Below are 21,717 nucleotides of genomic sequence, written 5' to 3' on the forward strand. Positions count from 1 at the left end.
CGTCACCGTCTCCCAGTGGTCGGCGTCAGCGCTCCGCAGTGTTTCTCCCGAAGACGCTCTGATTTCGTTTTTCCAGTAGTGTGGAGAATGCAAGAGGATCGAGCCTACATGACGCGAGAAACGCGGTTCGATTGGGTGTGTTTTTGACCAGTAGACGAATCGTAATAGAATAGGTTAGCGACGGTTATGAAATTTCTAAGAGTGTTTGGGGCCGTTTCGCGAATTCGTAAAAAGGGGTAAAACGTCGTTCGAAATCTGTTATTCGTGAAAACAGGTGAATCACGGCTAGCGATATATCCTTTATATGGGGTCGGCGGACAGAGGTAGAAGCGAGAGAAGAACTATGTTGCCGATCTCAGACGTGGACACTCACACCGGACCGGTCGTGCGACGCATCGCGTCTGTCGTGAGCGAGTCTATCGTTCTACCGGTTCGAGCGATCGCCTTCTGGCTGACGGTTCTGCTTCCGGTCGTCGGACTCGTGTTGCTCGCGGCGGGCGTTGCGTCGATGACGCTCTCGACGACGATCGGTTTCTTCGCGGCGTACAGTGCGTGTGCAATCACCGGTCACAACCACACTCCCAAGTAATCATGAGCACAAGCGCAACTCCGTCCACCCAGCACCAGTCAACGAAGGCACAGCGACTCGTTGAGTACTTCAAAGACGAACTCGAGCGCCAGTCGGGAGACCTCTACGTCAAAGGCAAGTTCATCGCCGACGACGTAGACCTCTCCCCCAAGGAGATCGGTGCGTTGATGGTACAGCTCCAAGACTCCGTCGAGGAGTTAGAAATTGAGAAGTGGTCGTACACGTCTGCAACCACCTGGCGCGTCTCCAAACCGAACTGAGTATGCCCACGACGCTCACCCCTTCAGAGCGATCTCGAGTCGCAGATCGAGCAGCCAGACAGGTCGCGACGACGCTCGAGTCACAATCGAGCGGCGAAGATGGAGACGACGACAGTAGCAACTGACACTGTGTGAGACGGACTGCTGTCCCGATGTACCGACGCGACCACAGGAACGCGCGGTCGCGCCGGAACGGACTGACAGCAAACCGTATGAAACCCCGACCCCGATCCCGACGCCGCTGTCCTGTGGTCAGATCACACTGGCTGTTAGTGGCGACGCCGACTACACCGATTCGGGCAGCCAGCCGCCGTCGACCTCGACGTTCTCGCCGCTGACGTATCCGGTCTCTGGATCGAGGAAGAAGTACAGCGGCTGAATCAGGTCCTCGTACTGTGCAGGTCGTCCCCGTGGCAGTTGGTCGGGGAATTCGTCGGAGTTTTCGACCACGTACGGGGAGATAGCGTTGACAGTGATACCGTCGTCCTGCGTGTCGGCCGCGAGCATCCGCGTGAACATCAGGACACCCGCTTTCGCGGCGAAATAAGGGAAATTCTTCGGGCTCACCAGTCCCTTCTCCGCAGAGGCGTAGCCGACGTTGACGATCCGGCCGTAGCCGTTCTCGCGCATCGCCGAGAGGGCTCGCCTCGAGCAGAGGTAGGTTCCGTCGAGATTAGTCTCGAAGACACGCCTCCAGTCTTCGAACGTGAGTTCCTCCCAGTGTGTCGGCGCGAAGTCGCCAACGTTGTTGACGAGAACGTCGACGGTACCGAGCTCCGACTCGACTGCGGCAAACAACTCATCGACACTCTCGGGTTCGGTTACGTCGCCCTGAACGGTCATCACGTCCTCGGCTCCGCGCTCGTCCGCCTCGTCGGCGACCTCGTGGGCGGCATCGGCGCTCGTGTGGTAGTGAACGGCCGTCTTCGCTCCACAGTCGGCCGCTGCGAGGAGGAGTTCGCGACCGAGACCTTTCGCACTCCCGGTCACGAGCGCCGTCTGTCTCGAGAGATCGGGTTCGTCCATGTTCGGTAGTCGACGACGGACTGGAAAAAGAGCGGGATTTTCTCCGCCGCCAACTCGGTTACGACTGGATCGCCCGCTTTGGGACCCACGGTGCCCGGTGTAGCGGCGAACGCGCCCCGCTGGGTACAGGCCATCTCCGGTCTTGGAAACCGATCGCAGCGGTTGTCCCGTGAGCGTCGATTGCGTCCACGAGTTGGTGGTCGTCAGACCCGCGCGTGTCGCCACGTCGACGACTAGTGCTTTGGCAAGCCTGAACAGATGAGTGAAACCGAATGCGGTCATCTGAGTTCACTCATCAGTCGACACTTGGCGGAGTACTAGAAGAATTTACGGTGGTGACAAATCGAACTGTCAACGTTACCGCCGTCAACATCGACTATCTTTCGATCAGTCTCGACGAATCGCCGACTCGAGAGTATATAAGACTCCTCTCCTTAGATACGGCTCAATGTACGACGACGTCCTCATCCCGACCGATGGGAGCGACGATACGCGTCGCTCGATCGAACACGGACTGGCACTTGCAGCACAGTTCGACGCGACGGTGCATACGGTGGCGGTCGTTCCAGAGGGGCCGCTCGGTACTCTCGAGGACGAGTCGGCGGTCTCGGCAGCACAGCGGGCGGCCGAATACGTCGCGTTCGAAGCCAAAAAGCGAGACGTCGACGTCGTGACGGCGGTCGAACAAGGCGTTCCACACGAGATCATCCTCAAGTACACCGACGAACAGGGGATCGACGCAATCGTAATGGGGACCCAGGGCCGGACCGGCCTCGACCGGGTTCTCGTTGGGAGCGTGACGGAACGGGTCGTTCGGATGGCCGAGACGCCCGTCGTGACGGTGCGACTGACCGACGAGATCCGTATCGACGACGAGGCCGAGGCAGAACGCCTCGCTCGCGAAGCGCTCGCCGACCGTGGCGACGACGGGGAGACTCCGGTCGCCGACGACCTCCACCAGATCAGTGGTACCTGGCTCGTTCCGTTCGAGACCGACACCGGGACGCTCCGTGCTCGCGTAGACGGCGTCACGGGAGCCGTGGCGCTCGAGTCCGTCGAATAATCGCCAGCGGCGGCGTCGTGTTCGTCGAATAATCGCCAGCGGCGGCGTCGTGTTCGTCGGCCACACTGGCGAGGTTTCTTCCTCGAGTCAGCCAGCACCGTCCTCGGTCAGTCGGCGGCCGCCGTCTGTGACACCTTGGAACTAGTCAACCCTTAAATAGCCGAGACCGACTCGAGGGAAAACTGCGGTTTCTGCCCGTACCGACACGTCTGTGGCGGTAGCCGATCGTGTGGCTTTGCTACTACTGGGTGGTTCGTTCGCGGCCGCCCCGTCCTGTCTGCCAGTTTTCGAGGCGAACGACGGACGACTCTCCTGGGACGACGAATCGGAACAGGCTTCTTGCAAGCGTCGTTCGGGAGTGGCGACTCTGTTGAAATCCTTACCGGATGACAGATGATACGTGCTGGGGGCAGAGAACGCATGTAACATACGTTTTGATCCAATCTCAACTGTGATGATCGTTCAGAGCAACTGAAGCCGGTAATGGGGCGCCAATCAATTCTACTGGTAGCTGTCATGAAGTTGTTCTAAATGAAATTTGTGAATCTCATCCACAGACATATTGGTCAAATTGGCTCTGGTGAATCGCATGACTGCATAGACTTCGACCGTCAGAACTAGGGAGTTGAAGCGGGAAACGGCGGATGCTCTATGTCCAACGCTCTTGTGTAGCACTTTGTTGATCTCATAGCGTCGCTTTGATAGCGTGTTTGAGCGCTTCTCTCCCTGGTTTCCGCAGTAGCTTTCGTCGAAGTTGGAACGCTCGGAGATACTGTGTGAGCTTGTCTTTTGAGATGCCTCGATGAGGCGAGAGCCACGGTCGCAGCAGCGATCCGTGGCTCTCGCAGGTGTTGACGTGTACGTTTTCGTTGGCGTATTCGCCGTCGCCGTGGACGACGTATTCGCGGTCGAATGCGTCGTCCTCGGCCAGTGGATCGTAGGCACGAAATCCGTCAGTGTAGACGGTCAGTGGCTCCTTCTGACGGTTTTCGAGAAGGAGCCGAATCGTCGATTCGTCGGCTGATTTCGCTGGGATCACGTATCGGTCGCCGGTGCCACGATCGACGATCGTGAACACCGGCGGTTTGTCCTGCTCGTACGTTCCTCGCCCACGCGTGGACAGGCCACGCGAGCGCGACTCTTGGTCGCGCTCGCGGCCTTTCAGCCCTGCAGAAACGTAGACTTCATCGATTTCGACCGGTCCGACAAGGTCAAGCGAAGGTGCATCAAGCGCCTTCGTGAAGCGCTCGACGCGCTGATATATCGTTTTGTACTGGACGTCGATCTCTATCTGAAGTTGACGAAGACTCGTGTTAAACCGGAGAAACGCGTAAATCGAGAACAGCCACTTTCTGAGTGCGACTTTCGAATGGGCGAAGATTGTGCCGGTCTTGTCGTTGAACGTGCGGTCGCAATTCTTACAGAGATAGCGCTGAAAGTGCCCATAGCTGCCGTTCTTGACCGTCAGGTCAGAACGGCAGCGAGGGCAAGTAACACCGTTACGCCAGCGAACCTGCTCTAACAGGTCCGTTGCGACCGATTCCGACCCAAACACATCTAGCGGGATCATGCCTAACGGACACCGCTGACGCGGTGTCCTTGCTCTCTTCGATTCTACAGCGACAGCTGAGCAGTATCAACAATCTCCTACAGAAGAGCGTATTCGGAAACGAAAAGGTACTCTCTAAACGTCTTTTATCGCCGTGCACCGAGTGCACGAATCTCTAAGGCAGTATTCTTCTATAATGATCGGAAAGAGACCATAGTGTGGGAATCGTTCTATGACACGCTCAGTTGAGGGTTGGCCCAAACCGATCACGATTCTCGATCAGGAGTAGAGCGCACTAGTCAGAGTAGACTTGGGACGCTACTAGTACTCTGCCAAGCGTCGACTGCTGAGTGAACCCAGACGACTGTATTCGGTTTCACTCATCCGTTCAGGCTTGCCAAAGCACTAATGCCGCCCCAAGCGTGGACCGCCGGTAGCGATTGGTCGAGGGGGATAGCTGCCGATGCCGATGGCGCGACTATCGGACGTTGCAGGCGGGAACGGCGTGTTTGACGCCCGTGCCTTTTACACACGTCCGCGTGCGATTCCGCGTTGGGTCTGCTCCAGTGTCGGCTCCATGGCGAATATGTTCGGTGAGAAGCGCTACTCGAGGACGACGAGTACGTCGCCCATGTCGACGCTTTGATCCTCCTCGACGGCTATCTCGGTGACGGTGCCGCCTCTCGAGGCGACGATGTCGTTTTCCATCTTCATCGCCTCGAGAACGACCAGTACGTCGCCGGACGCAACTTCGTCTCCTTCTTCGACTTCGACGTCGAGGATGGTTCCCTGCATCTCTGCGTCTACAGTTTCGCCGTCACCGGCGACGTCGGCACCGCTGGTGCTGTCGCCGCCAGCTGGCTGTGGTGGACCAGCCTGGCCGCCACCGCTGGCGTCGATGTCACCGGCCGGAATCGCCGGGGCTCCGTGTTCCTCGAGTTCGACCTCGAACCGTTTGCCGTTTACTTCGACGGTAAACTCGCGTTCGACTGTGTCTTCGTTGTCACTTTCGCTCGTGGTATCACTGCCCCACTGCTGTTGGGCGTTCTCGATGCGACTGTGATCCATCTCTTCGTCGAGATACTTCGTCGTGTGCGTGCTCGCGACGAACTCCTCATCGGTCAACATCAGTCGGTGGAACGGGATGATCGTCGGGATTCCCTCGATTTCGTACTCCCGCAGCGCACGCAGCGATCGCTCGAGACACTCGTTGCGGTCTTCGCCCCAGACGATCAGTTTCGCGATCATCGAGTCGTAGTCGGTGACGAGTTCGTCACCCTGCCGGAGTGCGTCGGCGAGTCGGACGCCGATCCCACCAGGCGGGTCGTAGGTCTCCAGTGTCCCGCCGGTCGCGGGTGCGAAGTCGTTGGCTGCGTTTTCGGCGTTGATCCGGAACTCGATCGCGTGCCCGTCGAACTCGACGTCGGCTTGGTCGAAGTCGATCTCCTCGCCCGCCGCAATCCGAATCTGGCGCTTGACGATATCGTAGCCCGTGATCTCCTCGGTAACGGTGTGTTCGACCTGGATGCGGGTGTTGACCTCGAGGAAGTAGAAGTTCGTGTCCGGACCGAGCGGGCCGTCTCGACCGGGTGATTCCTCGACGAGGAACTCGACGGTGCCGGCGTTGGTGTAGTCTGCTGTGGCGACGCCCCGACGGGCGGCCTCACCGATCTCCTCGCGGAGTTCGTCCGTGAGTGCAGCGGAGGGGCCTTCCTCGATTACCTTCTGGTGGCGACGCTGCAGCGAGCAGTCACGCTCGCCGAGGTGGCGGACGTTGCCGTGTTCGTCCGCGAGGATCTGGACCTCGATGTGTCGTGGGTTCTCGAGGTACCGTTCGAGGTAGACCGAGTCGTTGTCGAAGTAGGCCTCGCCCTCTCGTTTGGCGCTCTCGAGTTGATCCTCGACTTCGTCTTCCGACCGGACGACTTTCATGCCACGGCCGCCACCGCCGCCTTCGGCCTTGATCGCGATCGGATAACCGTATTTCTCGCCGAACTCTTCGACCGCTTCGGGGTCGGTGACGGGATCGGTCGTGCCGGGAACGATCGGCACGTCGGCCTCGTCCATGATCGTGCGGGCCTTGGTCTTCTCACCGAGTGCTTCCATGGCGTCGCTCGAGGGGCCGATCCAGGTGATCCCCTCGGCTCCTTCGACCTTGCTCGCGAACTCGGCGTTCTCCGCGAGGAAGCCATAGCCGGGGTGAATCGCGTCGACGTCGGCCTTTCGTGCGGCCTCGAGAACTGCCTCGTGGTCGAGATACGAGTCCGCCGCGCGAGCGGGTCCGACGTTGTACGCCTCGTCGGCGTACCGGACGTGGCCCGAATTCTTGTCCGCCTCGGAGTAGATTGCGACGGTACTGATGTTTAGCTCCTCACACGCTCGCATCACTCTGACGGCGATCTCTCCGCGATTCGCCACCAAGACCTTCCGAAACATTTCTGCGAAGACTGTCGTCGGGCCACTACCTTACTTTTTCGCAACCGGCCGGTATTCACGGGGGTGGGGGTGGCACCGATCTGTTACGGCTCGAGTCGCACGTTCCGACACAAAAACGCTCCTAGAACCGATCTGTCCGCCCTGCAGCCGACCACGCGTCTGTCGGCGCGTTCTGTGGTACCCGGACCCGCTGGCCCTGCTGGGCGTGAACCCGACCCGCGAAAGCCCATCGTTTCTCGTCCCACGTCTCCTCGCTCTCGGCTGCCGCGGCGGCAACAGCCAGCGCCTGGTCGTGGAGATGTGCGCCGATCGACGCGACGATCGCCGCTGCTTCCTCGTCGTCGGCGTCGTCGGGCAACTCGAGCGAGACGATCGACGGCAGTCCAGTCTGGGGAGTTGTCGCCCCAGATACCGAGTCCACGGTTCCAGGGGTTTTCGGTGCCGTTCCGCCGTCGGTCGCGTTGGAACGATTTTCGGTCTCCTCGAGTTTTGAGTCGCGTTCGGTCATATCACAGCGGGATGTTGCCGTGTTTCTTGTCCGGGTTCTGTTCGCGTTTCGTCTCGAGCATCTCGAGGTCGTCGATCAGTCGTGGACGGGTCTCTGTGGGAACGATGACGTCGTCGAGGAAGCCTTTGTCCGTCGCCGTGTAGGGGTTTGCGAACTCCTCGCGGTACTCCTCGATGAGTTCGTCTCGCAGGGCGTCGGGGTCGTCTGCCTCTGCGAGTTCGTCCCGGTAGAGGATGTTGACGGCTCCCTGTGGCCCCATGACGGCAATCTCGGCTGTCGGCCACGCGTAGTTGACGTCGGCACCGAGGTTCTTCGAAGCCATGACGCAGTAGGCACCGCCGTAGGCTTTCCGTGTGATGACGGTCAACAGTGGGACGGTCGCCTCAGCGTACGCGTAGAGGAGTTTCGCGCCGTGGCGGATGATGCCGCGGTGTTCCTGGTCGGTACCGGGCATGTAGCCGGGAACGTCGACGAAGGTGACAATCGGGATGTTAAAGGAGTCACAGAAGCGGACGAACCGCGAGCCCTTCATCGAGGAGTCGACGGTGAGCGTGCCGGCGTTGACGCGTGGCTGGTTGGCGACGATACCGACCGAGCGGCCGTCGAGGCGAGCGAAGCCGACGACGAGTTCCTGTGCGAAGTTCTCGGCGACTTCGAAGAACGAGCCTTCGTCGGCGACGCTGTCGATGACGTCGACCATGTCGTAGGGTTTCTGCGGACTCGGTGGGACGATGTCGTTGAGTTGCTCGTCTCGACGGTCCGGATCGTCCCAGGGTTCGACGCGTGGCGGGTCCTCGACGTTGTTCTGCGGGAGATACGAGAGAAGCCGCTTGATGTCGTCTAGGGCCTGCTCTTCGCTCTCGCAGGCGAACTGGGCGACGCCGGTCTTGTTCGCGTGAGTCATCGCACCACCCAACTCTTCGTGAGTGACCTCCTCGCCGGTCACCGTCTCGGTGACGCCCGGCCCGGTGATGTACATGTGGCTCGTGTCTTTCACCATGAAAATGAAGTCGGTAATCGACGGCGAGTAGACCGCGCCGCCGGCACACGGCCCCATGATCGACGAGATCTGGGGAACGACGCCGCTTGCCTCCTGGTTCCGGCGGAAAATCTCGGTAAAGCCGGCCAGACTCTTGACGCCCTCCTGGATGCGGGCACCGGCGGAGTCGTTCAGCCCGACGATAGGTGCACCGACCTCCATCGCCATGTCCATGACCTTGCAGATTTTCTCTGCGAACACTTCACCGAGCGAGCCACCGAAGACGGTAAAGTCGTGTGCGAAGACAAACACCGTCCGACCGTCGACCTCCCCGTAGCCGGTCACGACGCCGTCACCGGGAATCTTCTTCTCTTCCATCCCGAACTGGCTCGTCTGGTGAGTGCGGAGCTGGTCGAACTCGGTAAAGGTGCCGTCGTCGAGGAAGTAGTCGATTCGCTCCCGGGCAGTCATCTTGCCCTTCTCGTGTTGTCTCTCGATGCGCTCTTCTCCGCCGCCGAGACGGGCCTCTTCGCGGAGTCCCTCGAGTTCGTCGATGCGGTCTTCCATCGTCACGGTGGGACCACCCCAGTCGATTGCATACGCCGTTGTGTGACGACCATTATGAAAAGGATTCCGTAACCGCATAGGAATTACTAACTGTCGTATTGGCAGATACTATTCGGTACGAAAGCTATATATGAGGGTGTTTTGATAGTGGTTAGGTATGGCACAACGTGAGTCATGGGCAACGAGAACAGGGTTCATACTGGCTGCCGTCGGCAGCGCAGTCGGACTGGGGAATATCTGGCGCTTCCCGTTCGCAACGGCCGATGGAGGCGGTGCAGCGTTTCTGGTCATGTATCTGGCGTTCATCGCACTCATCGGTTTCCCGGCGATCCTGGCAGAGTTCGTTATCGGCCGAAAAGCCGAGCGGAATCCGGTTGGTGCACTGGTCGCGTACGGAGGTAACGCCTGGAAGTACGTCGGTGGCATCTTCGTCCTCATCGGCGTCGTGCTCCTGTCGTACTACAGTGTCATCGCCGGCTGGTTCATCCGCTACTTCCTCGAAGGATTCCGCGGAAGCTACGCGTCCCACCTCACCAGCTACAACGGTGACGCCCAGGCCATGTTCTTCGACATCTCGTTCGGGATGGAGTCGGTGATACTCCACACGGTCTTCATGGCGTTGACCATCGGAATCGTCGCGCTCGGCATCCGGCAGGGGATCGAACTCGCCGTGAAGGTCATGGTGCCAGCTCTCATCGTCCTCCTCGTGGGCCTTGCAGTCTGGGCGTTCACACTCGAGGGTGCAGGCGCTGGCTACTCGTACTACCTTTCCCCGGAGGTCGGCGCGATCACCGCCAACTGGACCGAACTGCTTCCGGCCGCTGCTGGACAAGCGTTCTTCACGCTCTCGCTCGGGATGGGTGTGATGATCACCTACGCCTCGTATCTCAGAGAAGACCGCAACCTGGCTAAAGACGGCGTGACGATCATCGGCTTCGACACCGGGATCGCGTTCCTCGCCGGACTCGTCGTCTTCCCCGTCTTCTTCGCTGGAGACATCCAGCCCGACGAGGGCGGACCGCTCACGATCTTCGTCGGAATGACCGAAGCGTTCGCCAACATCACCGGCGGGCAAATCCTCGGTCTCGTCTTCTTCGGCACCGTGGTCATCGGCGCACTCTCGAGTGCCATCTCGCTGCTCGAGGTCGTCACGTCCTACGCGATCGACGAGAAAGGCATCGAACGGTGGAAAGCCGCGACCGGCGTAGGCGTGTTGATCTACCTGATCGGGCTGCCAGTGACGTACGACATCATCTTCCTCGAGGTGTACGACGGCTTCATCGACGCCGTCCTGCTGGTCTTCGGTGCGCTGATGGTGATGGTCCTCGTCGGCTGGGTCGCGCCGAAAGCAGCCGTCGACGAACTCGAGAAAGGGATCGGGGACCTCGGAACGACCGCCCAGGCATGGGTGTGGGCGATCCGCGTGCCGATCATCATCGTGCTGGTCGTCTCGCTGTACCTCGGAATCGTCGAGTACCTCGACGTTCTCGAGGCCTTCTCGGAGTGGCTGAGTGGAAACTGATAGCGTCTTCGCCACTCGCCTTCGAGATGACGTTTCGGGGTCACTCGGTTCCACAGCGGGGGCTGTAGCGGTCAACGCTGGACTCGTCCGGCCGCTGTAGTCAGTTTTCGTCGATCACGGTCTGACGACGAGGTGATTAGTAACGGCGACCCCGTGTCGATAGCAAACTCCCCGCGAGTCGAACGGTTCACCCTCGCGGTCGTCCGAACGTGGGGCGACTCTACGATCAGGCCGTCGTCACCGGACACGGTCACATGGACGCTGCCGGGTGCGACCTCGTCCCTCGAAACAGCATCCTGTGACGCGTCCGACTCGGCGCCAGAACAAAACGACAGGTCGGCTTGCCGGGACCGGTGACGAAGCGATCACGTCGGCTCTACTTCCGCCGTGTCTTCGCTTTCATCGTCTGTCCCCTCCATCTCGAGCAACCGCTCGTAGGATTCGGGATCTTCCCCGGGGTCGAGTTTCTTTCCCTCGATAGAAGCGACGTTCTTGACCGTTCGCGGACCGAGGACGTCTGGTGCGACGAACCGCGACGTATACCCTGCTGCCTCCGGTAGCGGCTGTCCGTTCCGTCCGAACGCGAGCAGTGCGTCGAACGTATCCTCGATGGCGATACAGCCGCGTTGGCCGTCTTCCGATTCGACCAGGAAATGGGTCGTTTCGGGCGGGAACGAGGCTGTCGTCGCCGCTTCGGTCTCGAGCAGTTCGAAGAACGGAACACCTTTCCAGCGATCGGTGTAGCGGTCGCCGGTAGAGCAGACGACCTCGATCGTTCGCTCTTCGACGGGGAGTTCGTCGAGCGTTTCGCCGTCTAGCGTTGCAGACTTCTCTCCGACCAACTGGATGGGAGCGACGAGCGACGGTCGCGAGTCGGCGTCGTGGTGTGTCATCGGCCGTCGGTGAACCGTTCGACTCCGGCAGCCCTAACGCCCCGTTTTGGCTCCCACGCGATGAGAATCTGGCGACACACCTATGATTTATTCCGATCTCTCGAGCGTTCAGATCGCGTCGTACGGCCCGAGTCGCGTTCCGTCGAGCAGGTAGGCCTCACCGTCTGCGAGCGCGCCAGGGAGAAACGGTGCGAGAAACGACTGATCGGAGAGGTTCACCCACGTCCCGCCGACGAGATCGTTGAACGCCGGCAGCACGACCAGTCGAGGCTGCGAACGGGCGTCGTCTTCGAGCCACAGCGGCACGACGCCATCGCCGTACCGGTCGTGATCGCGAAACGCTACCGGATCGGCCCGTCCGCGAAGCCACGCTCGCTCGACGCGGCTCCCGCCGACCTCGTCTTCGAGGCGAACGCAGGGGTGTTCGTGACCGAGACAGACTACGTCACTCTCGAGTACCTCGCGGGCGGGCCAGGTGTGGCCGTGGCAGACGCCGAGGCCGTCGATAGCGATCCCGTCGCCTGGAACGACAGTCACCTCTCCAGGGCCGTCGCCGTGCTCGCTCCCGTCAACCAGCCACGTCTCGATCTCGCCATCGTGGTTACCCTTGACGACCGTCACCGACAGCGTCGAGGGAAACGACTCGAACAACACCTCGAGTTCGCCCCGTTCGGCACTACCCGGGTCGCCGATCGAGTGCATGAGATCGCCGAGGACGACCAACCGGTCGGGATTTGTGCGCTCGAGCAACGCGAGCAATCGCTCACGACGGTCCGGGGCGCGACTCGGGACGTCGACGCCGCGTCCGGATCGGAGCCCAGCCTCGTAGCCGGCGTGATAGTCGGCGACGAGCAGGAGCCGGTCACCACCGGCCGCCGCAGTCGCGGCGGGTTCGCCGGGAACGGGTTCGACTCGAACCGCGCTGTCGCTCGTGTCGTCGGTCATCGAGACGGCTCAGATCGGCTTCAGGGTTTCTTCGTTTGGTTCGTAACACTGCCCACCCATCAGTGCGCCCTGGATTGCATCCTCGACCTCGCTCTCGTCGACGTCGAGGTCGTCGGCGACGGCGGCGACGAGTTCGCTCCTGTCGGCACCGTCACCGTCGTCGAGTGCTGTCATCGTCTCGACGACGTACTCCTCGAGGTCGACGTCTTCGTCGCTCCCGTCGTCGGTCTCTGTGTTCGGTTTCTCGTCTTCGTCTCCGTCTCCGTCTCCGTCTCCGGCAGCCGATTCGTCTTCCGGGTCTTCGAGTCCCGACGACGGCGCAGCGCCGATGTCGTCGTCGCCGTCTGTCTCGGCTTCGGCTTCCGGTTCCGACTTCGGAACGTCGATGTCTGCTTCACCGGGACTCTCGACCTCTGCACCCGTCGAGAACTCGGCACCGAACTCTTGCTCGATCTGCTGGCGTTCCTCGTCGTCCATCTCGTACATCCCAGTGTCCATAGATTCCGCGTCGACGCCGGCAGGTTCGTCGTCGCCGTCTCCGGATTCCGTGTCCAGGTCGTCCACTCGCTCCTCGAGTTCGTCGTCGCCGTCGTCTGCACTCTCCCCGTCGGCCGTCCCCACCGCCTCGTCGACTGTCTCGAGTTCGGCCGGCTCGTCGCCGTCGTTGCGCTGACTCGAGTCACGGCTTGCCGCCGTTCCGGCCGCGGAACCGCTTGCGATCGATCCTGTCGTTTCGGTTCCTCCCTGGTCTGGGTCCGTCGTAGCGGCGACCGGTTCGCTCGACTGTTCGGCGTCGTCGTCCGCGCCTACCGGCGTGAGTTCGAGGTCACCGAGTGCCGCGAGAGACTGGCAGCTCACGCCGTCGGCACGCGACTCGTCGGGTGTCACCTCGAGCGGTTCGACCTGGTCGCGCTCGCCGGCAACACCCTCGATGGCCTCTATCGCACGGTCTCGCAGGGCCGCGAGGTAGGTGGCGGTCGTCCCGTAGTGGTCGCGTGCGAGCGGAATGCCGGCGGCCAGTCCGTTTTCGACGCCGGCCTCGCGGAGCGTCTCGGCGAGTTCGTCGCCGCTTCCTTCTAGCTCCGCGGCGGCAGCGTAGGTGCCGATCCGGTCGAGCGTCTCTTCTGCCGCGCTGACGACCCAGCGATCCCGGGTGTCGGCGTCGACGGGCGCGATGCTCTCGGGGCGGATCGAGGTGTAGACCTGGTCTGAGTCGTCGGGCTGGAAGGTCCGTGCCTTGCCAGTGACCGCGACGAACGCCGGCGGCTCGAGGTTCTCGAGGGTCGCGAGTTCGTCTGGCTGGTACTGGCCGGCGTAGACGACGAACGCGCCCGTGGGGTCGACCACTCGCGCACGAACCATCTCGTCGTTGACAGCCGTCACTTCGGTGAGCGTCCCGACGACGAACAGACGGTTGAGCCGGCTGCCAGTCGGCGAGATCACGTAGTTTGGCGCGCGTTCCTCGTCGCTCTCGGCGTAGGACAGCGAGGCATCGTCGTACTCCGTTGCGAACAGCCGGTAGGCGATCTCCCGTTCGGGGATCTCCTCGTCGTTGGCGCTCATGCGTCCACCTCCGTCTTTTCGCGTTCGGTCGGATCGACGTCGACTGTCTCGAGGAACTCCTGCGCTCGCGCTTCGGGATCGTCGTCGCTCTCCTCGAACGTCTCCGCATCGAGGTTCGCGCCGTACTCGTCGACCGAGAGGTGGCCGCGGACGCAGTACTCGCGGCCGACGATCCGCTCGCGGATTCGGTCGGCGACGACCTCCTGGTCCATCGCCTCGCGGGCCTGTTCGAGGGCGTCCTCGAGCGTGCCGCCGTAGACCTGCTCGGTGAGTTCGTCGTCGAGGACGGCAGTCAGCGTCCCGGTGCCGTCGTCGACGATGGCTTTCACGCGGAGGTCGTCGATCCCATCGACATCGCCGTGGGTCCGGCACTGTCCCTTCTGGATGACGCGATAGCACTCGGGGCAGCGCTGGATGAGTCCCGAACCGTCGCGGACAGCGATCACGTTGCCGACGACGCAGACGTCGTAGATGCCGCCGGTCCGGACGGCCTCACCGACGTCCATCGTCGACGTATCAGCACCGACGTCTATCTCGCGCTCGAGATCAGTCACGGTCGAGAACTCCGAGACGTTGACCTCGGGAACGCCGCGGAACTCCTGGACGTAGGCGTTCTCGATGCGGACTGTGTTTCTTTCCTCGATCTCCGGAGCGGGCTCCCAGTTCGTAAACGGCAGGCGACCGCTCTCGTCGCCGAAGACGCCACTCAAGATCTCGGTCTCGCCGTCGCGACCGTCGATGGTCCGACGCTCGCACTCGAGGACGGCGACCTCGATGTCGGCCGCCCGGTCGCCGGTCTGGAGGTCGGCGAGGTCGGCCTTGCCGCCGATTCCGTAGGGAACCTCGAGCGACTCCTCCTCGACGGAGAGCGAGGTGCTCTCGCCTAGGTTCAGTTCGGGTTCGCCGTCCCACTCGCGGACGGAGGCGTTGCCCGCGGTGATTGTATCGCCCGGCGAGAGCCCGAAGTCCTCCCAGGACGTGTAGTCGATGACGCCGGTCTCGTCGGCGAGTCGCCCTTCGACGATGACGTGGTCGTCGCCCTGATACCGGATCGATCGTTTGCCCGCGGTGAGGACGACGCCGGTCACTGTGACGTTGCCGTCTTCGGGCGCGACGTCGGCGACGTCTTTGGACGACGGAGCGTCGCCACCGCCGGTGGAGCCGTCGCCGTACTTCCGTCGGAGACTCCGTTTGGCCTCGTCGATCGGAACGCTGTACTCTACCAGATTTTGCAGGTCGGACGTGACCTCCTCTTTGTCGACGCCGAGGTCGGAGGCGAGTTCCTCGGCATGATCTTCGAGTTGCATTCGTTTTTCTGTTCACGTGGCGAATTGAAAAGCGTTCCCGCAGTTCGTCGTGAGTGAACCGTCAATTGCACGGTCGACAACCGTCACGTACGGACCGCTTTAGCCGAAAACGGTGTAGGGCACCAGGAACGCGGTGACAGCGACCGCATCACTCGATTTCGATAGCCGTGGGCGGCTCGACGCCACGACGTGCCGGCTCGAGGCCGCGCTGTAACGGCGACAGCCACCACAGCGCGTAGATGACGAGAACCGTTCCGCCAGCGACGAGACAGGGCAGCAGCATCGATGGCCTGCGGAGGACGTACTCGCCGAGTCCCGCGAATCCACTACCGAACAGTAGAATCGGTGTCAACCAGGAGTAGTCGGTCGAAACGAACCGCAAGACGTACTCGCGGAGGTGGATCGCATAGACGTATCCGCCGAAGAGACCGAGCGCGGCGACGGTCCACTGGGCAGTTCCCTGTGGCCACCCGAGGTCGAACCGAAACCATGCATACACGACGACGGCAGGGAGGAAGACGACGAGAGCGACGAGTTCGCCTTCCCGACCGTCGGGACTGGTCCAGTCGCCGTCCTCGCGGAACCACTCGCGGAACTGGAGGGTCATCGGTTCCGGGTGCAACGTGTTGCCTGTTCAATATTACTACCGATAGCTTACACGCCCCCGGTTTCCTCGGCGTAGGTCGGCCGCTCGGCGTACTCGATCGGGTCACGGACGCCAATCCGCTGAAACGCCTGTAGCCGGAACGCACAGGCGTCACAGGTGCCACAGGCCGGTTCGTTCTCGCGGTAACAGCTCCAGGTGTGTTCGTAGGGGACCTCGAGTTCCACCCCGCGCTGGGCGATGTCAGTCTTGGACCACTCGACGAACGGTGCCTCGATTGCGATCTCGGTCTCGGGTTTCGTCCCGACGTCGACGACCCGCTCGAAGGTCTCGAAGAACTCGGGACGACAGTCCGGGTACCCCGAGAAGTCCTCGCTGTGAGCGCCGATGAAGACCGCTTTACAGTCGTTTGCCTCCGCGTAGGAGACGGCCATCGAGAGCAGGTTGGCGTTTCGGAAGGGAACGTAAGAGGTCGGGATCTCGTCGCTCTCCGGGTCCGCATCCGCGACTGCCAGTTCGTCGTCGGTGAGACTCGAGGCTCCGATCGCCGCGAGGTGGCCCGTCTCGACCTGCAGGAAGTCGGCGGCACCGACTGCTTTTGCGACGCGGCGGGCACACTCGAGTTCGCGGTCGGCGGTCTGCTGGCCGTACGTGGTGTGTAGGGCGTAGATCTCGTCGGCGCGGTTGCGGGCCTCGTAGGCGGCGGTGGCGCTGTCCATCCCGCCCGATAGCAGGACGACGGCGCGGTTTTCGTCGCTCGATTCGGCTTCGTCGGTCGTGACGGCGGTAGTATCGTCGGTCATCGGTAGCTCGGTCTACGTCTCGGGGGCGTCGTTCCAGAGGTCGACGTGCAGCCGCGGCGTGTACCGGAACCCGTACTCTATGGCGAGGTCGGCGACCCGTTCGCGGGTCTCGGCGAGACCCTCGCGCGTCGCGCCTTCGGGCATCAACAGGACGTCCTCGTCGCGGACGGGAACGTCGGCGACCTCGCGGAGGTCGGCGAGCAACCCGAGGAGTTCGGACATATCCTCGTTGTCGGTGACGACGAACTTCAACTGGAACTCGTAGTCCTCGATGAAGGTGGCGAGTGCTTCCATGTCGATCCGCTCGCGGTCGTGTTTCTCGGCCCACTCCCCGTCTCCCGGACTCACGGGTCCCGGGGGTTGCCGTCCATCGGTCCGGGATTCAGTCGGAACCGCGCCCGTCAGGTTACGATCGGACGTGGGCGTACTACTCGCCAGTTTCGGGCTGATCGAGGCGAGGTCGATCGGCACGTCGCGGTGGATCGTCCCGTTGGTCTCGACGGTGGTGTGGTACCCACACGCGTCGAGTTCCTCGAGCAGTTCGCCGCTCTCCTCGTGGAGCAGGGGTTCGCCGCCGGTGAGGACGACGTGATCGGCGTCGTGGCTCTCGACTTCGGCGACGATCTCCTCTATGTCCAGCCACGCGTGAGTCGGCTCCCAGGAGGTGTGATAGGAGTCACAGAACCAGCACCGGAGGTTGCAGCCGCTCGTCCGCACGAAGACGGAGGGGACACCGGCGAGAGTTCCCTCGCCCTGGAGAGAGTAGAACAGCTCGTTGATCGGGAGCGCGGACCCGTCGCTCGCGTCGGCCGGCGATTCGCGGTCGACGACCGAGTCGGAGACGGGCATCAGAAACGCCCTCCACAGAGCTCGCTGGTCTCGTCGACGCGAACGGCGATGTCGGTGACCATCTCGGGAAGGGCGTCAAAGAGTTTCTTCTCGAGAAGGACACTCATCACCTCGGCCGTTGGCGGCTGCTCGAGGACGACGAGTGCGTCGTCGTCGCCCGCCGCTTCGAAGGCCTCGATGAGCGGATCGCCGTCCTCCACGAGAAACATGTGATCCCACTCTTGGACGACACCGGTGACGTCTCCTTTGTCGGCGACCCAGCCCTCCTCGGTGAGTGCACCGTCGATCGTGACGGTGATTTCGTAGTTGTGTCCGTGTGGGCGAGAGCACTTGCCGTCGTGGTGCAAGAGCCGATGGCCAGCACTGATCCTGATTGGCCGGTCGTGGCCGACCGTGAGGGTTCGGCGTGTACCGACGACGCCGTCGTCCGTCGGTGCCTCCTCGAGAGATCCTGTTCTTTCGGGCATACTGCAGTATTCTCGAGAGAATACTTAAGGATGATCGTCTGGTCGCGCGTTGGTCAGGACGGACGAGCACCTCGAGCAGTATCGGCGGCGAGAAGGCAGACGACGGCCGAGAGAGCGGGGGCTGGAAACCCCTGATCGAAACGACGTCAGTTGCTGAGTTGTTCCTGTAACCGGTTTTTCGCCTCTGTTCGCCGCTTTTGCGAGAAGTCGGGGGTTTCGTCCGAGAAGTCGACCTCGATCTCGTCTAGCGTGCGCCGATAGATGTTGGTTCGGCGGCCGTTGTCCGAAAGCCGTCGGCCCTCACAGGTCAACAACCCGGCATCGACGAGCTCTTCGATTCGCCGGTAACACGTGGCGATCGGAATCTCGACATCTTCGCTCAACGCCTGGGCCGACTTCGGCGTATCCGCAGCACAGAGAATCTCGGCGCTGTACTTGTTCCCAAGCGCCGCAAGAACCGCTGCGGAGTCGACGTCGTTTCGTTTCGTCCGACTACGTGACATTGTCTATTCGTATTCAATTACCAAAATTGAATCTTGTGGTACGTGATATAATCCTGTCATTGGCTTCCTCGAGAGCTCGAACGCGCCCATCGGACGAGACGCATTTGGGGGTTCGGACCGAAACGACGCGCATGAACGTCGCGGTCGTCACCGTCGGAGACGAACTGCTTGCCGGGCAGACGACGAACACGAACGCTACCTGGCTCTGTGAACACCTCGTCGAGCGCGGCGTCGACGTCGAACGCGTCACGACGGTCCCGGACCGAACCCAAGACATCGCCCGTGTCGTCAACGAGTACCGTGCCGAGTACGACGCCGTAATCGTCACGGGCGGCGTTGGCCCGACACACGACGACGTCACCATGGACGGCGTCGCCGCCGCACTGGGGCGCGAACTCGAGGAACACGAGACTGCGCTGGCCTGGCTCGAAGCGGACGGCTACTCGCGGTCGGACCTGACAGACGGGACAGCAGACCTGCCTGCGGGAGCACGCCCACTGCACAACGAAGTCGGGGTCGCGCCCGGCGCGGTCATCGAGGACGTCTACGTCCTTCCGGGCGTCCCAGCCGAGATGCGTGGAATGTTCGCGTCGATCGAACCGGCGTTTTCGGGCACGGCGACCTACCGCGAGACGGTCACCACTCCCGAACCCGAGAGTGCATTGCTCGAGCGGCTCGAGCAACTGCGCGAACGATTCGACGTTTCCGTCGGGAGCTACCCGGGCGAGTCGGTCCGTATCACTGTCGAGAGCACCGACGAAGAGACAGTCGCCGAGGCCGCCGACTGGCTTCGAACGCGAGTCGAGACGGTCTAGTGCTTTGGCAAGCCTGAACAGATGAGTGAAACCGAATGCGGTCGTCTGAGTTCACTCATCAGTCGACGGTTGGGACGGTACTAGTGGCGGAGCAACCCTGCGTGTCGGGTCGGCCGTCGGATTGGCCTATCGATCCAGCAGCCGACGGCTGGAGCGATCAGTGCCGCTGTTTGTCGACGATCCGATCGGCTCGAGCCCGTAACTCCTCGAGGACCCGCGGCGGTCCGCGACACTCGATCGTCACCCCACTGTCGTAGTCGACGGTTTCGACGGTCGTCCGATCGTACGCCCGGGAGACGAGCGTCATCGCTTCGTCACAGTTGGGAACCCGGAGTTCGGCTGTATCGGTCGGCAGCCGTTTCAGGACGGTCTCCCGAAGACGTTCGAGGTTCGTCTCCTCGAGCACGCTCACGGAAATCGGATCTGCAGCCGCCGACGGCAACCGCTTCTCGGCGACCGCCAGTCGATGCGCTCGAGCGTCCGCGGAGAGACAGTCGACCTTGTTCAGTACCGGGACGATCCGCTCGTCCTCGACGCCCTGGGGGTCGAGCACCTCGAGCGAGACGTCGAGGCGCTCGCGAAACCGCGACTCGGGATCGCTTGTGTCGACCACGAGCACGACGACGTCTGCTGCACCTGCCTCCGACAGCGTCGCGCTGAAGGATTCGACGAGGTCGTGTGGCAGGTCGTCGACGAACCCGACCGTGTCCGTCACGAGCAGCGGTCGGCCATCGATCGTCGCGCGGCGCGTCGTCGTCTCGAGGGTCTCGAATAACCGATCCCTGACGGCTGCGGTAGCGTTCTTTTCGGTACTGGCGTCGCCCGTTTCCCGACTCGAGTTGGCCTCGGAGAGCGCCATCTCGTCCGCAAGTCGATGCAACAGCGTCGACTTCCCCGCGTTCGTGTAGCCCGCGAGCGTGACGAGATCGAATCCTTCCTCGCGGCGACGTTCGCGGCACTGTTCTGCCGGTTCGGGGAGGGAAGCGAGTTTCCGCTCGAGTCGGTCGATCCGGTCGCAGACGTCGTAGACGGGCGACCCCCTCTCGGTCATCTCGTTGAGCATCCCCTCGTCGGCCGACTCGATCAGGCGTGGCAGATCGTACCGGAGCCCTGCGAGTTCGACCTGTAGCTTCGCGCGTCTCGAGCCCGCCCCCGCCTCGAATATCTCGAGGACGAGCCGGTGGCGGTCGAAAACCGCCGTATCGTCGGGCATCGCCGACTCGAGGGTGTGGTACTGGCCCGGCGTGAGTTCGTCGTCGACGACGACGCGGCGGGCGTCGGTTTCGGCGACGGTGTCTGTGAGTTCCTCGACCTTCCCGCGGCCGAAGTAGCTGCCCGCATCCTCGTGGCCGGCCTGCGTTACGGCGGCGACGACCTCGTCGCCTGCCGCACGCACGAGTGTTTCTATCTCGTCGGTCTCGACGGGAGTGGTCTCCGACCTCTTCGCGACGACTGTTCGTTTCGGTGCGTTATCTGTTCGTGACATTGGCTGTCTGGTGGCATCATGGCTGTCTGGTAGCAGTGCTAGTCCGGCGGCTATCGCCGGAGAAATCGTGGCTCTCCCGTCCGTTCACGTCGCTCCTCACGACCGAACGCGACGGAGCGGGAGCACCGAACTACTGAGAAACGGTCTCCATAGTCCTCGAGTAGCGATTCGCGGAACAGATACTTGCCAGTTGTGGACCATATCGAACTGCAAAACGGAGACGATGGCGTCGACGGCGGACGAAACCGCTTACTCCCCGAACAGTTCGTCGACCGCCTCTCGTGCCGCGATTGCGGCGTCGTCAGCGACCCGATCCGGGTCGGGGCCGTCTTCCTCGTCGGGCGCGTTGAGGTAGACGTCGACCTCGAGGACGCCGTCCTCGAAGATGGCGGTGACATCGTAGTCGCGGACGATAGACTGTTTGTACCGCGAGAATATTAATTCTTCAGCGGCTTCCGAAGCCGTCTGGACGACCGCTTCGTCGGACGGCTCGTCGCGGTCGGCGTCAGTCGCCATGTTTACGCGCCGCCAGCGCCCGGCCCGCCCGGACCTGCGGGACCGCCCATGCCGCCTGCGCCGCCGAGCAGTTCTTCGAGTTCTTCCTGCAGATCCTCGAACTGATCCTGAACGCGTTCTTCTTGTTTCTCCAGCGTCTCGAGGCGGACCTCGAGCGAGTCGACCTTGTCTTCGAGGTCTTGTTCGGCCTCGTCGTAGCCGGTCTCGACGAGCAACTCGCCGACCTGTCGGTACATCGTGGTGGCGTCGTCGACGTTGTCGAGTTCCTCAAGTGCGTTCTCGGCCTCGGTGAGGTTCGATTCGGTTTCCTGTTTCTGGACGGCTACTTCCTGGGCCGTCTCCTGAAGGTCTTGCAGTTGTTCGATTTTCTCCTGTGCCTCCGGCGGCAGGTTTCCTTGCATACCTCGACCGAAGCCCTCCGGACTGATAAAGCCAAGCTTTGTCTTCGGCGTCCCAGTACCTCCTCG

The 21,717-nt window shown here is 62.1% G+C and carries 22 protein-coding genes; 5 read left to right on the forward strand and 17 right to left on the reverse strand.

Annotated features, from left to right (window positions below):
* The first annotated feature begins 406 nt into the window (after positions 1-406).
* A complete protein-coding gene (locus NATGR_RS02855; RefSeq protein WP_241430204.1) occupies positions 407-589 on the forward strand; it encodes a hypothetical protein in 183 nt (60 codons plus the stop codon).
* A 2-nt stretch (positions 590-591) separates the two neighbouring features.
* Positions 592-849: a DUF7123 family protein gene (locus NATGR_RS02860; protein ID WP_005576149.1), complete on the forward strand. Its 258-nt coding sequence runs from the start codon at positions 592-594 to the stop codon at positions 847-849.
* A gap of 285 nt (positions 850-1,134) precedes the next feature.
* Here the strand turns inward: NATGR_RS02860 and NATGR_RS02865 are convergent, their stop codons facing one another.
* Positions 1,135-1,875, reverse strand: a complete 741-nt coding sequence (locus NATGR_RS02865) for an SDR family NAD(P)-dependent oxidoreductase (protein ID WP_005576147.1) — start codon at positions 1,873-1,875, stop codon at positions 1,135-1,137.
* Between the two features lie 448 nt (positions 1,876-2,323).
* On the opposite strand from NATGR_RS02865, the gene NATGR_RS02870 reads away from it, so the two are divergent.
* Entirely contained in the window at positions 2,324-2,938 is a 615-nt protein-coding gene (locus NATGR_RS02870; RefSeq protein ID WP_005576145.1) for a universal stress protein, read from the forward strand.
* A 685-nt stretch (positions 2,939-3,623) separates the two neighbouring features.
* On the opposite strand, the gene NATGR_RS02875 is transcribed toward NATGR_RS02870, so the two are convergent.
* From NATGR_RS02875 to NATGR_RS02890, 4 genes are all read right to left on the reverse strand, one after another.
* On the reverse strand, positions 3,624-4,508 hold the full coding sequence (locus NATGR_RS02875; RefSeq protein ID WP_015233263.1) for an IS1595 family transposase: 885 nt from the start codon (positions 4,506-4,508) through the stop codon (positions 3,624-3,626).
* Positions 4,509-5,090: 582 nt separating this feature from the next.
* The gene (locus NATGR_RS02880) at positions 5,091-6,923 is read right to left on the reverse strand and encodes an acetyl-CoA carboxylase biotin carboxylase subunit (RefSeq protein ID WP_005576124.1); all 1,833 of its coding nucleotides are present in this window, start codon (positions 6,921-6,923) and stop codon (positions 5,091-5,093) included.
* A 121-nt stretch (positions 6,924-7,044) separates the two neighbouring features.
* Positions 7,045-7,431, reverse strand: coding sequence for a hypothetical protein (locus NATGR_RS02885; protein WP_005576122.1), 387 nt, complete (start codon positions 7,429-7,431; stop codon positions 7,045-7,047).
* Between the two features lies 1 nt (position 7,432).
* Positions 7,433-8,977 (reverse strand): acyl-CoA carboxylase subunit beta, encoded by a 1,545-nt coding sequence (locus tag NATGR_RS02890; RefSeq protein ID WP_005576120.1) that lies wholly within the window; start codon positions 8,975-8,977, stop codon positions 7,433-7,435.
* Between the two features lie 157 nt (positions 8,978-9,134).
* Here NATGR_RS02890 and NATGR_RS02895 point away from each other — a divergent pair, with 157 nt between their 5' ends.
* Positions 9,135-10,499 (forward strand): sodium-dependent transporter, encoded by a 1,365-nt coding sequence (locus NATGR_RS02895; protein WP_015233265.1) that lies wholly within the window; start codon positions 9,135-9,137, stop codon positions 10,497-10,499.
* 365 nt (positions 10,500-10,864) lie between these two features.
* On the opposite strand, the gene NATGR_RS02900 is transcribed toward NATGR_RS02895, so the two are convergent.
* The 9 genes from NATGR_RS02900 to NATGR_RS02940 form a co-directional block, all read right to left on the reverse strand.
* Positions 10,865-11,392, reverse strand: coding sequence for a molybdopterin-dependent oxidoreductase (locus NATGR_RS02900; RefSeq protein ID WP_005576117.1), 528 nt, complete (start codon positions 11,390-11,392; stop codon positions 10,865-10,867).
* A 108-nt stretch (positions 11,393-11,500) separates the two neighbouring features.
* Positions 11,501-12,337 (reverse strand): metallophosphoesterase, encoded by an 837-nt coding sequence (locus NATGR_RS02905; RefSeq protein WP_005576116.1) that lies wholly within the window; start codon positions 12,335-12,337, stop codon positions 11,501-11,503.
* Positions 12,338-12,346: 9 nt separating this feature from the next.
* Complete coding sequence (locus NATGR_RS02910) at positions 12,347-13,900, reverse strand: hypothetical protein (RefSeq protein WP_005576115.1); 1,554 nt, start codon at positions 13,898-13,900, stop codon at positions 12,347-12,349.
* The gene (locus tag NATGR_RS02915; protein WP_005576114.1) at positions 13,897-15,207 is read right to left on the reverse strand and encodes a Single-stranded DNA binding protein; all 1,311 of its coding nucleotides are present in this window, start codon (positions 15,205-15,207) and stop codon (positions 13,897-13,899) included. Before NATGR_RS02915 ends, NATGR_RS02910 begins: the two co-directional genes overlap by 4 nt.
* A gap of 148 nt (positions 15,208-15,355) precedes the next feature.
* Complete coding sequence (locus NATGR_RS02920; protein WP_005576113.1) at positions 15,356-15,814, reverse strand: hypothetical protein; 459 nt, start codon at positions 15,812-15,814, stop codon at positions 15,356-15,358.
* A 47-nt stretch (positions 15,815-15,861) separates the two neighbouring features.
* Positions 15,862-16,614, reverse strand: coding sequence for a 7-cyano-7-deazaguanine synthase QueC (queC, locus tag NATGR_RS02925; RefSeq protein WP_005576112.1), 753 nt, complete (start codon positions 16,612-16,614; stop codon positions 15,862-15,864).
* 12 nt (positions 16,615-16,626) lie between these two features.
* On the reverse strand, positions 16,627-17,463 hold the full coding sequence (locus NATGR_RS02930; protein WP_005576111.1) for a 7-carboxy-7-deazaguanine synthase QueE: 837 nt from the start codon (positions 17,461-17,463) through the stop codon (positions 16,627-16,629).
* Positions 17,463-17,930, reverse strand: coding sequence for a 6-pyruvoyl trahydropterin synthase family protein (locus NATGR_RS02935; RefSeq protein WP_005576110.1), 468 nt, complete (start codon positions 17,928-17,930; stop codon positions 17,463-17,465). Before NATGR_RS02935 ends, NATGR_RS02930 begins: the two co-directional genes overlap by 1 nt.
* A 146-nt stretch (positions 17,931-18,076) precedes the next feature.
* Positions 18,077-18,433: a winged helix-turn-helix domain-containing protein gene (locus NATGR_RS02940; RefSeq protein ID WP_005576109.1), complete on the reverse strand. Its 357-nt coding sequence runs from the start codon at positions 18,431-18,433 to the stop codon at positions 18,077-18,079.
* A 131-nt stretch (positions 18,434-18,564) separates the two neighbouring features.
* On the opposite strand from NATGR_RS02940, the gene NATGR_RS02945 reads away from it, so the two are divergent.
* Positions 18,565-19,248, forward strand: a complete 684-nt coding sequence (locus NATGR_RS02945; protein WP_005576108.1) for a competence/damage-inducible protein A — start codon at positions 18,565-18,567, stop codon at positions 19,246-19,248.
* A 157-nt stretch (positions 19,249-19,405) separates the two neighbouring features.
* Here the strand turns inward: NATGR_RS02945 and hflX are convergent, their stop codons facing one another.
* From hflX to NATGR_RS02960, 3 genes are all read right to left on the reverse strand, one after another.
* A complete protein-coding gene (gene hflX, locus NATGR_RS02950; RefSeq protein ID WP_005576107.1) occupies positions 19,406-20,734 on the reverse strand; it encodes a GTPase HflX in 1,329 nt (442 codons plus the stop codon).
* A gap of 249 nt (positions 20,735-20,983) precedes the next feature.
* A complete protein-coding gene (locus NATGR_RS02955; protein WP_005576106.1) occupies positions 20,984-21,250 on the reverse strand; it encodes a hypothetical protein in 267 nt (88 codons plus the stop codon).
* A gap of 2 nt (positions 21,251-21,252) precedes the next feature.
* Positions 21,253-21,651, reverse strand: a complete 399-nt coding sequence (locus NATGR_RS02960; RefSeq protein WP_005576105.1) for a prefoldin subunit beta — start codon at positions 21,649-21,651, stop codon at positions 21,253-21,255.
* Positions 21,652-21,717 lie beyond the last annotated feature (66 nt).

Origin of the sequence: Natronobacterium gregoryi SP2, assembly GCF_000230715.2 — an archaeon.
Classification (GTDB): Archaea; Halobacteriota; Halobacteria; order Halobacteriales; family Natrialbaceae; genus Natronobacterium; species Natronobacterium gregoryi.

Bases quoted from the DNA above. Each gene is read 5' to 3' on its own strand.
- NATGR_RS02870 (WP_005576145.1), top strand. From the start codon at position 2,324: ATGTACGACGACGTCCTCATCCCGACCGATGGGAGCGACGATACGCGT.
- NATGR_RS02945 (WP_005576108.1), top strand. From the start codon at position 18,565: ATGAACGTCGCGGTCGTCACCGTCGGAGACGAACTGCTTGCCGGGCAG.
- queC (WP_005576112.1), bottom strand. From the start codon at position 16,614: ATGACCGACGATACTACCGCCGTCACGACCGACGAAGCCGAATCGAGC.
- NATGR_RS02960 (WP_005576105.1), bottom strand. From the start codon at position 21,651: ATGCAAGGAAACCTGCCGCCGGAGGCACAGGAGAAAATCGAACAACTG.
- NATGR_RS02930 (WP_005576111.1), bottom strand. From the start codon at position 17,463: ATGCCCGTCTCCGACTCGGTCGTCGACCGCGAATCGCCGGCCGACGCG.
- NATGR_RS02955 (WP_005576106.1), bottom strand. From the start codon at position 21,250: ATGGCGACTGACGCCGACCGCGACGAGCCGTCCGACGAAGCGGTCGTC.
- NATGR_RS02905 (WP_005576116.1), bottom strand. From the start codon at position 12,337: ATGACCGACGACACGAGCGACAGCGCGGTTCGAGTCGAACCCGTTCCC.
- hflX (WP_005576107.1), bottom strand. From the start codon at position 20,734: ATGTCACGAACAGATAACGCACCGAAACGAACAGTCGTCGCGAAGAGG.
- NATGR_RS02895 (WP_015233265.1), top strand. From the start codon at position 9,135: ATGGCACAACGTGAGTCATGGGCAACGAGAACAGGGTTCATACTGGCT.
- NATGR_RS02940 (WP_005576109.1), bottom strand. From the start codon at position 18,433: ATGTCACGTAGTCGGACGAAACGAAACGACGTCGACTCCGCAGCGGTT.
- NATGR_RS02935 (WP_005576110.1), bottom strand. From the start codon at position 17,930: ATGCCCGAAAGAACAGGATCTCTCGAGGAGGCACCGACGGACGACGGC.
- NATGR_RS02880 (WP_005576124.1), bottom strand. From the start codon at position 6,923: ATGTTTCGGAAGGTCTTGGTGGCGAATCGCGGAGAGATCGCCGTCAGA.
- NATGR_RS02875 (WP_015233263.1), bottom strand. From the start codon at position 4,508: ATGATCCCGCTAGATGTGTTTGGGTCGGAATCGGTCGCAACGGACCTG.
- NATGR_RS02860 (WP_005576149.1), top strand. From the start codon at position 592: ATGAGCACAAGCGCAACTCCGTCCACCCAGCACCAGTCAACGAAGGCA.
- NATGR_RS02890 (WP_005576120.1), bottom strand. From the start codon at position 8,977: ATGGAAGACCGCATCGACGAACTCGAGGGACTCCGCGAAGAGGCCCGT.
- NATGR_RS02900 (WP_005576117.1), bottom strand. From the start codon at position 11,392: ATGACACACCACGACGCCGACTCGCGACCGTCGCTCGTCGCTCCCATC.
- NATGR_RS02885 (WP_005576122.1), bottom strand. From the start codon at position 7,431: ATGACCGAACGCGACTCAAAACTCGAGGAGACCGAAAATCGTTCCAAC.
- NATGR_RS02865 (WP_005576147.1), bottom strand. From the start codon at position 1,875: ATGGACGAACCCGATCTCTCGAGACAGACGGCGCTCGTGACCGGGAGT.
- NATGR_RS02910 (WP_005576115.1), bottom strand. From the start codon at position 13,900: ATGAGCGCCAACGACGAGGAGATCCCCGAACGGGAGATCGCCTACCGG.
- NATGR_RS02915 (WP_005576114.1), bottom strand. From the start codon at position 15,207: ATGCAACTCGAAGATCATGCCGAGGAACTCGCCTCCGACCTCGGCGTC.
- NATGR_RS02920 (WP_005576113.1), bottom strand. From the start codon at position 15,814: ATGACCCTCCAGTTCCGCGAGTGGTTCCGCGAGGACGGCGACTGGACC.